14 protein-coding genes are annotated in these 13,554 nt (G+C 40.7%); 3 read left to right on the top strand and 11 right to left on the bottom strand.

Going from position 1 to position 13,554, the window contains the following annotated elements; translation table 11 throughout:
• Nucleotides 1–128: 128 nt before the first annotated feature.
• From hemG to PSE83_RS15825, 5 genes are read right to left on the bottom strand one after another with little or no spacing between them, the layout of a single operon-like run.
• Nucleotides 129–653: a menaquinone-dependent protoporphyrinogen IX dehydrogenase gene (hemG, locus tag PSE83_RS15845; RefSeq protein WP_004260786.1), complete on the bottom strand. Its 525-nt coding sequence runs from the start codon at nt 651–653 to the stop codon at nt 129–131.
• Nucleotides 654–713: 60 nt separating this feature from the next.
• Nucleotides 714–2,165 carry a Trk system potassium transporter TrkH gene (gene trkH, locus PSE83_RS15840; protein ID WP_096865118.1) on the bottom strand — a complete coding sequence of 484 codons (1,452 nt, stop codon included), beginning with the start codon at nt 2,163–2,165 and terminating at the stop codon, nt 714–716.
• 28 nt (nt 2,166–2,193) lie between these two features.
• Nucleotides 2,194–2,808, bottom strand: a complete 615-nt coding sequence (locus PSE83_RS15835) for an IMPACT family protein (protein WP_094961383.1) — start codon at nt 2,806–2,808, stop codon at nt 2,194–2,196.
• A complete protein-coding gene (gene pepQ, locus PSE83_RS15830; protein WP_096865120.1) occupies nt 2,808–4,142 on the bottom strand; it encodes a Xaa-Pro dipeptidase in 1,335 nt (444 codons plus the stop codon). The genes PSE83_RS15835 and pepQ overlap by 1 nt, the downstream gene beginning before the upstream one ends.
• Before the next feature lie 19 nt (nt 4,143–4,161).
• Nucleotides 4,162–4,347 (bottom strand): hypothetical protein, encoded by a 186-nt coding sequence (locus PSE83_RS15825; protein ID WP_141240669.1) that lies wholly within the window; start codon nt 4,345–4,347, stop codon nt 4,162–4,164.
• Nucleotides 4,348–4,399: 52 nt separating this feature from the next.
• Here PSE83_RS15825 and fadB point away from each other — a divergent pair, with 52 nt between their 5' ends.
• Nucleotides 4,400–6,592, top strand: a complete 2,193-nt coding sequence (gene fadB / locus PSE83_RS15820) for a fatty acid oxidation complex subunit alpha FadB (RefSeq protein ID WP_094961385.1) — start codon at nt 4,400–4,402, stop codon at nt 6,590–6,592.
• Between the two features lie 4 nt (nt 6,593–6,596).
• On the top strand, nt 6,597–7,763 hold the full coding sequence (gene fadA, locus PSE83_RS15815) for an acetyl-CoA C-acyltransferase FadA (RefSeq protein ID WP_196732267.1): 1,167 nt from the start codon (nt 6,597–6,599) through the stop codon (nt 7,761–7,763).
• Nucleotides 7,764–8,133: 370 nt separating this feature from the next.
• Here the strand turns inward: fadA and fre are convergent, their stop codons facing one another.
• From fre to pepE, 3 genes are all read right to left on the bottom strand, one after another.
• A complete protein-coding gene (gene fre, locus PSE83_RS15810) occupies nt 8,134–8,835 on the bottom strand; it encodes an NAD(P)H-flavin reductase (protein WP_036958308.1) in 702 nt (233 codons plus the stop codon).
• Nucleotides 8,836–8,845: 10 nt separating this feature from the next.
• Nucleotides 8,846–10,321, bottom strand: coding sequence for a 4-hydroxy-3-polyprenylbenzoate decarboxylase (gene ubiD / locus PSE83_RS15805; protein ID WP_004260801.1), 1,476 nt, complete (start codon nt 10,319–10,321; stop codon nt 8,846–8,848).
• A 112-nt stretch (nt 10,322–10,433) separates the two neighbouring features.
• The gene (gene pepE / locus PSE83_RS15800; protein ID WP_096865123.1) at nt 10,434–11,159 is read right to left on the bottom strand and encodes a dipeptidase PepE; all 726 of its coding nucleotides are present in this window, start codon (nt 11,157–11,159) and stop codon (nt 10,434–10,436) included.
• Nucleotides 11,160–11,324: 165 nt separating this feature from the next.
• On the opposite strand from pepE, the gene rfaH reads away from it, so the two are divergent.
• Nucleotides 11,325–11,819 (top strand): transcription/translation regulatory transformer protein RfaH, encoded by a 495-nt coding sequence (gene rfaH, locus PSE83_RS15795; RefSeq protein ID WP_094961389.1) that lies wholly within the window; start codon nt 11,325–11,327, stop codon nt 11,817–11,819.
• Nucleotides 11,820–11,898: 79 nt separating this feature from the next.
• Here rfaH and tatC read toward each other — a convergent pair whose 3' ends face one another.
• From tatC to tatA, 3 genes are read right to left on the bottom strand one after another with little or no spacing between them, the layout of a single operon-like run.
• On the bottom strand, nt 11,899–12,666 hold the full coding sequence (gene tatC / locus PSE83_RS15790) for a Sec-independent protein translocase subunit TatC (protein ID WP_110592461.1): 768 nt from the start codon (nt 12,664–12,666) through the stop codon (nt 11,899–11,901).
• Nucleotides 12,667–12,669: 3 nt separating this feature from the next.
• Nucleotides 12,670–13,215, bottom strand: a complete 546-nt coding sequence (gene tatB / locus PSE83_RS15785) for a Sec-independent protein translocase protein TatB (RefSeq protein ID WP_004260808.1) — start codon at nt 13,213–13,215, stop codon at nt 12,670–12,672.
• Between the two features lie 3 nt (nt 13,216–13,218).
• On the bottom strand, nt 13,219–13,500 hold the full coding sequence (tatA, locus tag PSE83_RS15780; protein WP_004260812.1) for a twin-arginine translocase TatA/TatE family subunit: 282 nt from the start codon (nt 13,498–13,500) through the stop codon (nt 13,219–13,221).
• Between the last annotated feature and the right edge of the window lie 54 nt (nt 13,501–13,554).

Raw genomic sequence — 13,554 nt, 5'->3', positions numbered from 1 at the left:
ATCGTGACAACGGATGCGCATTATAGGGAGTCGAAAAATTCTCGCAAGTGTTTTTTTGATTTATTTTACCAAGCGATGATTTATTAAACAAAAAACATAAAATAACTACATTTTGTTGAAATTACGACCTACAAACTATCAAATTCAGTTGCGAATTCGGCTACCTTTTCCCAATTAGTATATTCAACTTCTGTTTTTGGGTCGGTTGGGCCATCTGTCATTTTCATAATTAGGCGGATCATCATTCTATCAAACCATGTATAACGAGGGTAAAACAGTGCTCCGGCAAAAACAGATTTCAATGTTGGCTTCCAAGGGCACGCTTCTAAAAACTTCCGCGTATATGCGTTAGTTTCTACTGTATTCTTACCTTCTTTTCTTGCCGTCAAATTTACAGCAAAAAAACCTGTTTTCATTGAGTTCAATTGATTTTGATGGGAGGTCACAAAACGTTGTAGTTTTTTATTGAAATGCCCATAACGAATGGATGCTCCTACCAATACTTTATCGTAACCTGATAAATTAAGCTGTTGGTCAGTATTTAAATCACGAATATCGCATTCACGACCTGAATTCCTCAGTTGTTCTGCTATTTTTAAAATAATTTTTTTAGTTTGCCCATCCGTACTGGAATGTAAAAGTAAATAGCTCATTATTGTTCCTAGATTATTATCATTTCTATATAGGTAATATTATTTATTAGTTGCGCTCGACTATTCACGCCAAAAAGTGGGAGTCAGTAACACTAATAAAGTGAAAACCTCTAAGCGCCCAAATAACATAGTCACCACTAGAATCCATTTCCCAGCTGGATTCATTGATGTGAAGTTATCTGCGACAGTCCCAAGACCTGGTCCCAAGTTATTGAGTGTGGTCGCTATTGCTGAGAACGCAGAAAACTCATCAACACCTGTTGCGATCAGCAATAATAAGCTAACAACAAAAACAAGTGCATAGGCAGAAAAGAACCCCCAAACGGCTTCAATTATTCTTTCTGGTAATGCTCTTTGCCCCAGTTTGATTGTGTAGACTGCATTAGGATGAACTAAGCGTTTTAACTCACGCGAACCTTGTAAGAAAAGTAACAAGATACGAATAACTTTTAACCCACCACCTGTCGAGCCTGCACACCCCCCAACAAATGCAGCACATAATAGAAGCATTGGTAAGAAAAGAGGCCATCCCGAAAAGCTATCCGTTGTAAAACCAGCCGTCGTTGCCATTGAAACAACTTGGAAGAAGGCTTGGTCAAGCGTTTGACCAAAACTACTATAAACAGAATGAAACATAAGCACTAAAGTACAAATGACCACTAAGACAAATTGGAAACTTATGAACATTCTAAATTCAGGATCGCGCCAATAAATTCCCAAACTACGTCCGGTTAATACAGCAAAGTGTAAACCGAAGTTACAACCAGAGATAATCAGGAAAATACCAATAATAGTGTTAATCGCAGGGCTGTTGAAATAACCAATACTGGCATCATGAGTTGAAAACCCACCGATAGCAATGGTTGAAAAGCTGTGAGAAATGGCATCAAAAACATCCATTCCGGCTATCCATAAAGCCACCGCACAAGCAATTGTGAGTAGTACATAGATAAGCCATAATGTTTTTGCCGTCTCTGCAATACGAGGGCGCATTTTATTGTCTTTCAAAGGACCCGGCATTTCTGCGCGGTATAGCTGCATTCCCCCAACGCCCAAAAGCGGTAAGATTGCAACAGCGAGTACAATTATCCCCATCCCCCCAAGCCATTGAAGCATTTGCCGATAAAACAAAATAGCTTTGGGCAAGGAATCAAGCCCTGTTAGCGTTGTCGCACCAGTTGTAGTCAAGCCTGAAAAAGATTCAAAAAAAGCATCAGTTACCGAAAGATTGGGCCTTTCCGAAAAAATAAACGGCAATGCCCCAACGCTTCCCAGCACAGTCCAAAATAAAACAACAATAAGAAAACCTTCTTTTGCTTTAAGTTCGTGCCGGCTATTACGGGTTGGTAGCCACAAAAAAAGGCCAATTAGCAAAGCCGTGACAAAAGTCTGGCTAAAAGCTCGCCCTGCACCATCACGATAAATTAGCGCAACAATACCAGGAATAACCATGGTAAAAGAAAAGATGATGACAAGCAGCCCGACTATACGGGTTATTGCACGAAAATGCATTCGGCAGGTTCCTTGATAAAACTGTTTACTATTCCGATTCTGGCGTGAGCGTTAAGGCTCCACGACTTACATCGCGTAATTTATCATTGACCTCCTGCTCAAGAGTAGCAGGAATTGCAATTTGTAAAGAGACAGTTTCATTATAATCACTGTGCAAAACCGTGCCATTCACTTGAACAAGCAGTTGTTCAATTGCATTAATCAATGAATAGTCACACTCTAAGTTAAAGATTTTTTGTGGTACTTTTGTCTTTGTGGGTAATATTTTTAATGCTTGCTGGGCACCATTTCCATAGGCTTTAACGAGCCCCCCCGTCCCTAGCTTTATTCCACCAAAATAACGCACGACGACACAGGTAACCTCCCCTAGGTTGCTACCTAATAGTTGCGCCATAATGGGCTTTCCTGCTGTTCCTGTCGGTTCCCCGTCATCAGAGAACCCTAACTTTTGTGAATCATCAGGCCGACCAGCAACAAATGCCCAGCAATGGTGCCGGGCATCTGGGTATTGAGTTTTAATTGATTGAATATAATCTTTTGCCGCTTCAATACCATCTGTATGAGCTAAATACGTAATAAATTGGCTTTTTTTGATCTCTTCTGTAAAAGAAATAGTTTCAGCCGGTATTAAATAAGGTTTCATTAACGTAAATGTAAGTCTCGAGTCATATTTTCAATACGATTTGCGTGGATCACAATATTATCTTCAATACGAATACCACCGTAAGGTTTGAAGAACTCGATTTTATCCCAATTAAAGTGCTGGCTAAACTCCCCATTTCTCCATTCAGATAATAGAGATTCAATGAAGTAGAGCCCAGGCTCAATAGTTAACACCATTTTAGGTTCTAAAACACGAGTACAACGCAAGAATGGATACATTTTAGGAGCCGCGAGATGTGTACCACTGTCATCCTGCATAAAACCAGCAGCATCATGAACTTGTAAACCAAGCGGATGCCCTAAACCGTGAGGCAAAAATGGCGTTGTTAAACCACTTTCCACCATTGACTCTTCACTAATACCTTTAATAATATCATGTTTAGTCAGTATCTTAGCAATTCTATGATGCATATCTACATGATAGTCTGTGTAGCGTACTCCCGCCTTGATTGTATCAATTAAAGCGAGCTGTTCCGTATTGACATCCGCAACTAATTCAGCAAATTCATCTTTCCCTTTTGCAGCATAAGTTCTCGTAATATCAGCAGCATAACCGTTATATTCAGCACCTGCATCAATAAGAAAGCTGCGTAATTCGTTCGGTACCGTTTGCTGTAGTTTAGTGTAATGCAATACAGCTGCATTTTCATTCAGTGCAACAATGTTACCATAAGGGACATTGGTATCTCGATGCCCGGTTGATTGTAAATAACTGATATTAATATCAAACTCACTCATTCCTGCGCGAAATGCTTCAAGAGCAGCGAGGTGCCCATTTACAGCCATTTTTTGCGCTTCACGCATGCAGTAAAGTTCATAATCTGTTTTATAAGAACGATGATAATGATAGTAATCTAAAACAGGTTTGGGATTGATATTATGTAGCGAAATCCCTAATGACTCAGCCCTTGCAGTTGCAGAACCAATATAAGCCACATTTTCTTTCGGTAGACTTGCTAGGAAGGTTTTAATGTCATCTGCATTTTTTAAATGGATTAACTCAATATCTTTGGTCCAAAAACTGTTCGGCAGTGGTTCAACACTATGCCAATAATCAACAGGTGAATAAAACCATAGCTTAGGCTTATTTACGCCATCAACTAATAACCATGAGTGTGGAACATCAGTGACAGGTACCCACGCTTTGAAATGAGGATTAACTTTAAAAGGATAGTCGCTATCGTCAAGAAAGATGCGTAGGGGTTCACCCGAATGAATCAATATGGCATCTAATTTGCTGCGCTGTAAAACTTGCTGAGTTCTGTTTTGTAACGTTTTAATGTGTTCAGCGTAGAGTGCAGTCAGTTTTTCCATTTCTTTCAACCTTTCAGCATTAATTAGAAAAATCAAGCTTACCACGTTCTGTTATTAACGGATATGCACTCTGTTGCAAACCATCATTAATCAATTGATATATAATACCTTTATCATTTAAATCATTAATTATTTCGCTTAATTGCTGTGACCAACCTTCCATTTTTGTTATTAAAAGTTTGCAATTAATTAACATTCTAGTCACACTCACCTCATCTGGTCGTACCAGATAACACTACCACGTAGAGGAGAGCAGAATGCTTTATCAAAGTGACACTATCTATATTCAATGGTTGAAACAAGGGATTGCAGAACTGGTTTTTAACTCACCAGGGCCAATTAATAAATTGGATACCCACACCGTTGCTTCACTTGATGAAGCCGTGTCTGTTCTTGAGCAACAAACCGAGCTGCAAGGTGTAATTTTCCGTTCTGATAAACCCGCTTTTATTGTTGGCGCTGATATCAAAGAATTTCTTTCACTCTTTGAAGCGTCAAAAGAAACACTAAGCGATTGGTTGCACTACGCTAATAGTATTTTTAATCGCATTGAAGACCTACCTGTTCCAACGATTTGTGCCATTAATGGCTATGCATTAGGTGGTGGCTGTGAATGCATTTTATCCACTGATTTTCGCATCGCTTCACCTGATGCTCGAATTGGGCTTCCTGAAACAAAACTTGGGATCATGCCTGGCTTTGGTGGGTCCGTTCGGCTTCCTCGATTAATTGGTTTGGATAGCGCATTAGAAATTATTACTGCGGGTAAAGATGTCGATGCCTCGCAAGCTTTAAAACTAGGCCTTGTTGACGCGGTTGTTAATACAGAAGCTCTCGCACAGTCAGCGCTGCAAGTCATTGAATCTGCAATTGCTGGGGCCTTCAATTGGCATAAAAAACGTCAACCTAAGCTTAGCCCTCTACAATTGAAACCTATTGAGCAAACGATGAGTTTCAATGTCGCTAAGGGGATGGTGTACAAGGTTGCAGGCAAACACTATCCAGCGCCTATGACTGCTGTAAATACGATTGAAAAGGCAGCAAATTGCACTCGTGATGAAGCCTTGAAGCATGAAACAGCTGCATTTGTTCCTCTAGCGCATAGTGATGTTGCACGTGCGTTAGTGAATATTTTTCTAAATGACCAACAAGTTAAGTCAAACAGTAAAAAAATCGCACAACATGTTGATATTCCAACGCATGCTACCGTATTAGGTGCAGGGATTATGGGCGGAGGCATTGCATATCAATCTGCCAGTAAAGGCGTACCTGTCTTAATGAAGGATATTAATGTTAAGTCATTAGACTTAGGGATTGAAGAAGCACAAAAGCTATTAAATAATCAATTTGAGCGTGGGAAAATCACCGCAGCGAAAATGGCGGCAACCTTATCATCTATTCATCCCTCATTATCTTACAACGGGGTGGAAAATAGCCAAATCGTCGTTGAAGCCGTTGTTGAGAACCCGAAAGTCAAAGCCGCTGTATTATCTGAAGTTGAGTCCTTAGTAACAAGTGAAACTATACTGGCTTCAAATACATCAACTATTCCAATTTCAACCCTCGCAAAATCACTAAAACGCCCAGAAAATTTCTGCGGTATGCACTTTTTTAACCCAGTGCATCGGATGCCATTAGTTGAAATTATCCGAGGAGAACAAACTTCTGATAACACTGTTGCCAAGGTTGTTGCCTACGCCAATAAAATGGGGAAAACCCCTATTGTTGTCAATGACTGCCCTGGCTTCTTTGTTAACCGGGTACTTTTTCCTTATTTTGCGGGCTTTAACTTACTGCTACAAGATGGAGCTGACTTTAGAGAAATAGACAAAGTCATGGAAAAAGAGTTTGGCTGGCCAATGGGGCCTGCTTATCTTCTTGATGTTGTTGGTATTGATACTGCTTTTCATGCAGAGCAAGTTATGGCTCAAGGTTTTCCTGAACGAATGGGGAAAAAAGGCAAAAATGCCATCGATGTGATGTATGAACAACAACGATTTGGTCAAAAGAATGGCCAAGGGTTTTATCAATATGAAAAAGATAAAAAGGGGAAACCGAAAAAAATTAATGACCCTAGGGCTGATGAATTACTTGCTACTATTTGCCCAACAAAGCGCACTTTCACCAAAGAAGAAATTATTGCTCGAATGATGGCTCCTATGATTAACGAAGTTGTTCGTTGCTTAGAGGAAGGTATTATTCAAAGCCCTTCAGATGCAGATATTGCTTTAGTTTATGGTTTAGGCTTTCCACCATTCAGAGGAGGGGTGTTCTGCTATTTAGATACCTTAGGCAGCCAGTCTTACTTAAAAACGACGGAATCTTTACAGCATTTAAGTCCTCTATATCATGCGCCTAATGGCTTAAAAGAAAAAGCGGCTACCAATGCAAGATATTACCCACAGCCACCTGTAGTGGCGATTGATGTCAAAAAAGTTGCGAGAGGTTAATTTTATGGAAAATGTCGTCATTATTGATGGAATACGTACACCAATGGGCCGTTCAAAAGGTGGGGTATTTCGCCATATTAGAGCTGAAGACCTTTCTGCACACCTCATGAATGCGATTTTTGAACGTAATCCAAACGCAAGTAACAAAGAATTGGATGACATCATCTGGGGTTGTGTTCAGCAAACACTGGAGCAAGGGTTTAATATTGCTAAAAACGCAGCATTACTCACGGATATACCTCATACGGTTCCTGCCGTTACAGTAAATCGCCTTTGTGGTTCATCAATGCAAGCAATACATGATGCGAGCCGGTTAATTATGACGGGTGATGCAAAATCAGTACTCATTGGTGGAGTGGAGCATATGGGTCACGTACCAATGACTCATGGTATAGATTTCAACCCTAAACTGACTTTACGAGTTGCTAAAGCCGCAGGCGCTATGGGACTGACCGCTGAAATGCTGGCCAAAATGTATAAAATTAGCAGGGAAGAGCAAGATGCATTTGCATTAAGGTCTCACCAGCTTGCAGCCCTAGCAACGGAAAAAGGGAAGTTCAATAACGAGATCGTTCCAATTAATGGCCATGATGCCACAGGTAACCTCATTTCAGTAAATTATGATGAAGTGATTCGCTTTGATGCAAGCTTGCAAGGTTTAGCGGCTCTTCGCCCTGCCTTCGACCCTGTTAGTGGGACGGTGACCGCAGGTAATTCATCTGCTCTATCTGACGGTGCGTCCGCGATGCTACTGACCAGCGAAAGTTATGCCACTCAGCAAGGAATTAAACCTCGAGCTAAAATACGCGCAATGGCCGTTGTTGGCTGTGACCCATCAATCATGGGATTTGGGCCTGTGCCAGCAAGTGAGCTCGCTTTAAAGCGAGCAGGACTAACTTTAAATGATATTGATATTATTGAATTAAATGAAGCTTTTGCGGCACAATCTATTGCATGTCTAAAAGGCTTGAAGCTATCAGAAAACCAATTAGATGATAAAGTAAATCTCAGCGGAGGGGCTATTGCACTTGGCCACCCTTTGGGATGCTCAGGAGCAAGAATTTCAACAGCTTTGCTTAATCATTTAGAACAAAACGATAAACAGTTTGGTTTAGCCACCATGTGTATCGGGTTCGGCCAAGGTATAGCCACAATTATCGAACGAGTTTAACAATTTATTTTTAGTTTTCGCAAACATTGTATTTTGTCGATGTTCCCGCCTAGTCAGGGGCGGGTTTTTTTTGCCTCTTTCTAGCCGAATATCCACAACAAGTTTAACCCTCATAGTTCGGGTTGTAGGTAGGTGGCAAATGAATGAGACCCTACGAGCATACAAAAGTATGTGACTAGGGCGAATGAATGAAGCCAACCCCCCGACAATTTGAACTGGCCTGTTTTCACGCAAAAGCCATAACAAGTTTAACCCTCATAGTTCGAATTGTAGGTAGGCGGCAAGTGAATGAGCCCCTAGGAGCATACAAAAGTATGTGACTAGGGCGAATGAATGAAGCCAACACCCCTACAATTCAAACTAGGACGGGTTAAATGAATTCATAAGCATCACCGAATAACTGCTCCGGTTTACCTCCGCGCTCATTACAAAACCGTTCTCTAGCTATTTTCGCCATTTCAAAACGGCCTGCAATATAGATATCATGGCCTGATAAGTCACCGAAATCTTCTAGCACTGCACTCAGAACCGTTCCTGTTCTGCCTCGCCATAGTTCATCTGGTTGCTCTACAACTGGTGTGATCTTTAAATTAGGATAGTTTTCACTAAGGGCCTGTAATTCGCCAAGATCGTATAAGTGTTCCAATTGACGCCCCCCCCAATAGAAAGTGATATCACGATTCGGGTTTTCAGCTAAAGCCGCAAGCAATACTGAGTGGGTATAGGAAAAACCTGTCCCACCAGCAATTAAGATCATGGCATTACTGCTATTTTCTCGAAACCAAGCTTTACCATGTGGGATGTCGATATCAATACGTTTTTGATCCAAAATTCTATCCATTACTGCCATTGCATATAGATTGATTTCAGAAGCACCGATATGTAACTCAATAGTTTCTTTATTGTGAGGAGTTGAAGCCATTGAAAATGGTCGTTTGTCACGCTCATCCATCACGACCATTAAATATTGGCCTGCTTTAAAATGAAAAGGACCATCTGGCAACAAAATCACCCGATAAACCGTATCCGTGATAGATTCAACAGATGTTACTTTACAGCTTAAAGTTGCCATGGTTTCCCTCTTATTTTTTGTCAAAAATATTTAATTGTTCCCAAATATCATCAATGCGAGATTTAACGCTCTCTGTCATTACGATAGGACGCCCCCACTCACGATCTGTCTCACCCGGCCATTTATTGGTGGCATCAAGCCCCATTTTTGAACCCAGCCCAGACACAGGGGAAGCGAAGTCGAGATAATCTATTGGTGTGTTTTCCATCATCACGGTGTCACGGGCAGGATCCATCCGAGTTGTAATTGCCCAGATAACATCTTTCCAGTCCCGTGCATTAATATCGTCATCACAAACAATAACAAACTTAGTGTACATGAATTGGCGCAGGTATGACCAGACTCCCATCATGACTCTTTTAGCATGTCCTGCATATTGTTTTTTCATTGTTACGACGGCAAGACGATACGAGCACCCTTCAGGAGGAAGATAAAAATCAACAATTTCAGGAAATTGTTTTTGAAGAATGGGAACAAGGACTTCGTTTAACGCTTCCCCTAATACTGCGGGCTCATCTGGTGGCCTTCCCGTATAAGTTGAATGATAAATTGCATCACGACGCTGAGTCACATGAGTCACAGTAAATACCGGGAAACTGTCTATTTCATTATAATAACCGGTATGGTCACCATAAGGACCTTCGGGAGCCATTTCACCTGGCTCAATATACCCTTCTAAAATAATTTCAGCGCCAGCGGGAACTTCAAGGTCATTCGATATGCATTTAACAACCTCGGTTTTATTACCACGTAATAACCCCGCAAAAGCATATTCTGACAATGTGTCAGGGACTGGTGTTACCGCGCCTAAAATGGTTGCTGGGTCTGCACCCAGGGCGACTGCAACAGGAAATTTTTCACCGGGATGCGCTTGGCACCATTCTTGAAAATCCAGAGCGCCACCGCGATGAGACAACCAACGCATAATAACTTTGTTTTTTCCAAGAACTTGCTGACGATAAATACCTAAGTTTTGCCTTTCTTTATGTGGGCCTTTAGTCACTGTCAGCCCCCATGTAATTAAAGGAGCGGCATCTTCAGGCCAACAATGCATAACTGGGATTTTTGTAAGGTCAACGTCTTCACCGGCCCAAATTTGTTCCTGACAAGGCGCAGAGCTTAGCCGTTTTGCAGGCATATTTAGCACTTGCTTGAATTTTGGTAGTTTATCGAAAAGGTCACGAAAGCCTTTCGGAGGATCAGGCTCTTTTAGGAAAGCAAGTAATTTGCCTACATCATGTAAAGCTTTTATGTCTTCTTGCCCCATCCCCATCGCAACACGTTTAGTTGTTCCAAACAGGTTACACAAGACAGGCATGTTATAGCCTTTGGGATTTTCAAATAATAGGGCCGGCCCCCCTGCTCTTAGTGTGCGATCTGCAATTTCAGTCATTTCCAAATAGGGGTCGACTTCCATTGTAATGCGTTTTAGCTCGCCTTGCTTCTCAAGTTGCGAGATGAAATCTCTAAGGTCACGGTATTTCATTATCTTCTTTTACTGTTACAGGGGGAGTCCCATTATAAGACGTCCGGCCAAGGTTACAAGTTGCTGTCTAAAGCACTTAAAAATCAATCTTTTTCTGGTTTAGTATACCATTTTACTGGCAATCAAAAGGGACTAATTTTTCTAATAGTAATGTATTAAATTGCTCTGAGAATGTTTTATTATGCTGAAATAGTTTAAAACCTTCATCTTTTCCGCTGAAATAATGAAGTTCATTACCTTTAATTTGTAACCCACTTCCTTCCCTGAGCGCAACAACAACTTCATGAGGATTAATCACACAAAATTCTTGTAATCGTTCATCACGAGTTTCGCCCATATGACCAGAAATATGAGCATCAATATAATGAGGGTTAATTTGTAATGGAAATAGCCCCAGAGATGGCATAATTGCAGCATTACTAACAGGCATATCATTCGTAGTACGGATACTTGGAGTTGCTACATTGCATCCTGCACTCCAGCCGATATATGGCACACCACGCTCACGAACCGCACGTTGAATCGCAACTATCAACCCGTTCTCGTGTAGGCATTTATTCAACCACCAAGTGTTACCACCACTCACAAGAATACATTCTGCCTGCTCAATCGCTTCCACAGGACTAGAAAAGTGCTCAATAGACGTAACTTTTATTCCCAACGCATCTGAAAGCTGTTCTGCTCTTTCGTCATGTGAACCGCGAAGAACTGCATACGGAACCAAAACTGCTGACTTTATGTTCTTACGAACAATCATTTCTTTGATTCGAGGTAAGGCGTAGCTGAGCCATACCGGGTTGCCTGGTAGCTTACCGTTACTCAACAAAAAGATATCCATTATGTCTCCTACTGATTTGTTTTTTGCATTACAGTTATCATAAGACTATATTCGGTTAATATAGACCTAAGAATATCAATAATATGGTGCTGCTCTTCATTAGTCACATTGTTATGTCGTAATTTGTTATCATAAACATAGTTTTGTCAGATGGAATTCAAAAAAATGGAAAAATGGTATTTGCTTTATTGCAAACGCGGCCAAATTGAACGGGCTATGGAGCATTTAAACCGACAGAATGTTGTTTGTATGACGCCCATGACTGAAATGGAAAAGGTGGTTAGAGGGAAAAGGGCGACAGTGCAAGAAGCCCTGTTTCCAAACTACTTATTTGTGAAATTTGATCATAATGAAATTCATACGACAACCATCCAATCAACAAGAGGGGTTAGCCATTTTATTCGTTTTGGCCAGTTTCCGACGGAAGTCCCCGAAGAAATTATTGAGCTATTACAACAAACCCCCGTTAGTTATTCCGTCGCACCAGATATACCAAAACATGGCGACCAAGTGACAATTACCGAAGGTATTTTCGCGGGAGTACAAGCTATTTTTGATGAGCCTAATGGAGAGTATCGTTCTATTCTTTTACTGAATATTTTAAATAAAAGTGTACCTAAAGTGGTTGATAATACGCAATTTAAAAAAAATACAGATTGAACGCTTTAAGCAATCAAAAGCCCTTCTTAAAGGGCTTTTCACCTTTTTGCATTGCAAATTAAAGATAATTTAATGCAAATCAAGACTCTTCTTTTTCTTCTTCCTCTGCCTCTTCTTGCCGGTTTCTACCTTTACCAACATAGAAATTGGATAGTAAAACTCCGAGCTCGAAAAGCAAATACATTGGAACAGCAAGCAAAGTTTGAGAGAGTACATCTGGCGGCGTTAAAAACATCCCAACGATAAATGCCCCAACTAAAATATAAGGACGTTTACGTTTCAGGGATTCCGGTGTAGTCACGCCTGTCCAACACAGTAAAATAATTGCAATAGGTACTTCAAATGCCGCACCAAAAGCCATGAATAATGTCATGACGAAACTAAGATATTTACTGATATCGGGAATAAAGTTAACGCTATCTGGGGTCGTTTTAACAAAGAAACCAAATGCGAGGGGAAAAACAACGAAGTAGGCAAATGCCATTCCCAAATAAAACAAGAAACTACTTGAAACAAGCAAAGGCAACATGAGTTTGCGTTCATGCTTGTATAAGGCAGGTGCAATAAAAGCCCAAATTTGATAGAGAATAACCGGTATCGATACAAAAACCGAAACCATCATTGTCAATTTAATTGGGGTAAAGAATGTTGACGCCACATCTGTCGCACTCATTTGCGAACCTACTGGTAGCTTATCAATCAAAGGGGCTGCTACCAGCCGATAGATATCATTTGAAAAATAAGCAAGCGCAGCAAAAACAATTAAAACTGTAATTAAACAGTTTAACAGCCGTTTGCGAAGTTCAATGAGGTGGCTAATAAGTGGTTGTGTATCATTTACAGCCATGTGTTATTTTTCACTTTCAGTTTGATTAGAGTTTTTTACTTTAGCATCGAGTGATTCTACTGTTTTCACGGCGACTGAATCTTCTGGCTTTTCATCCTCAACAACAGCCGCCATTTTAGCAGCATGCTCAGGGTTTGGATCAGACTCTTCAGGTGGCTGCTGAGTATTATCTTTCGCTTCCTTTACAGCACTATCGTAACTGTCAGTGATCTCTTTTGCTTTGTTTAACTCTGTTTCAATATCATTGGTTGTCGCTTGGTAATCGCTTTTAAGCGATTGTGCCGCTGTACGCAGTTCTTCCATTGACTGCTTAAGTTCAGGAGAAAGCGCTTCTAAATTAGCTTTTTCTTCCACCTTTTTCAGCGTTTCTTGCAGCTCCTGCAGCTTTAACTCTTGCGATAACTCGTTTTGTACATTTGCAGCCATAGAGCGCATCGCACGGATCCACCCAGCGACAGTTCTCACTGCCACTGGTAACCGCTCAGGGCCTAATACAACGAGACCAATAACTGCAATAAGCAACAGTTCACTAAAACCTATGTCAAACACGGTTTAACCCTGCTCTTTGTTTTTGCTCTCAACTGGGCTTTCTTTCTTTTCAGCAGCCTGTTGTTCAGTAATATTTTTAGGTGCGAAGTCAGCATCTTGCTTTTCTTGTTCTGCTTTTGCTTTTTCGTCATCGTTCATTGCTTTTTTAAAGCCTTTGAGTGACTCACCCAAATCTGAGCCTAAAGAACGCAATTTTTTGGTGCCGAAAATTAAAATAATAAGTAAGGCAATGATAATGAGCTGCCAAGGACTACCGAAAGCAGCCATTGCAATAGTTGATTCCATTGTTAATACCTCTATATAGTTTTGGGATCAATTGTTATTAGATCTATTATATAC

Origin of the sequence: Providencia sp. PROV150, assembly GCF_028481025.1 — a bacterium.
In the GTDB taxonomy this organism is placed as follows: Bacteria; Pseudomonadota; Gammaproteobacteria; order Enterobacterales; family Enterobacteriaceae; genus Providencia; species Providencia hangzhouensis.
Note: the sequence above shows the minus strand (reverse complement) of the source record. Positions and strands in the feature narration are given on the sequence as shown.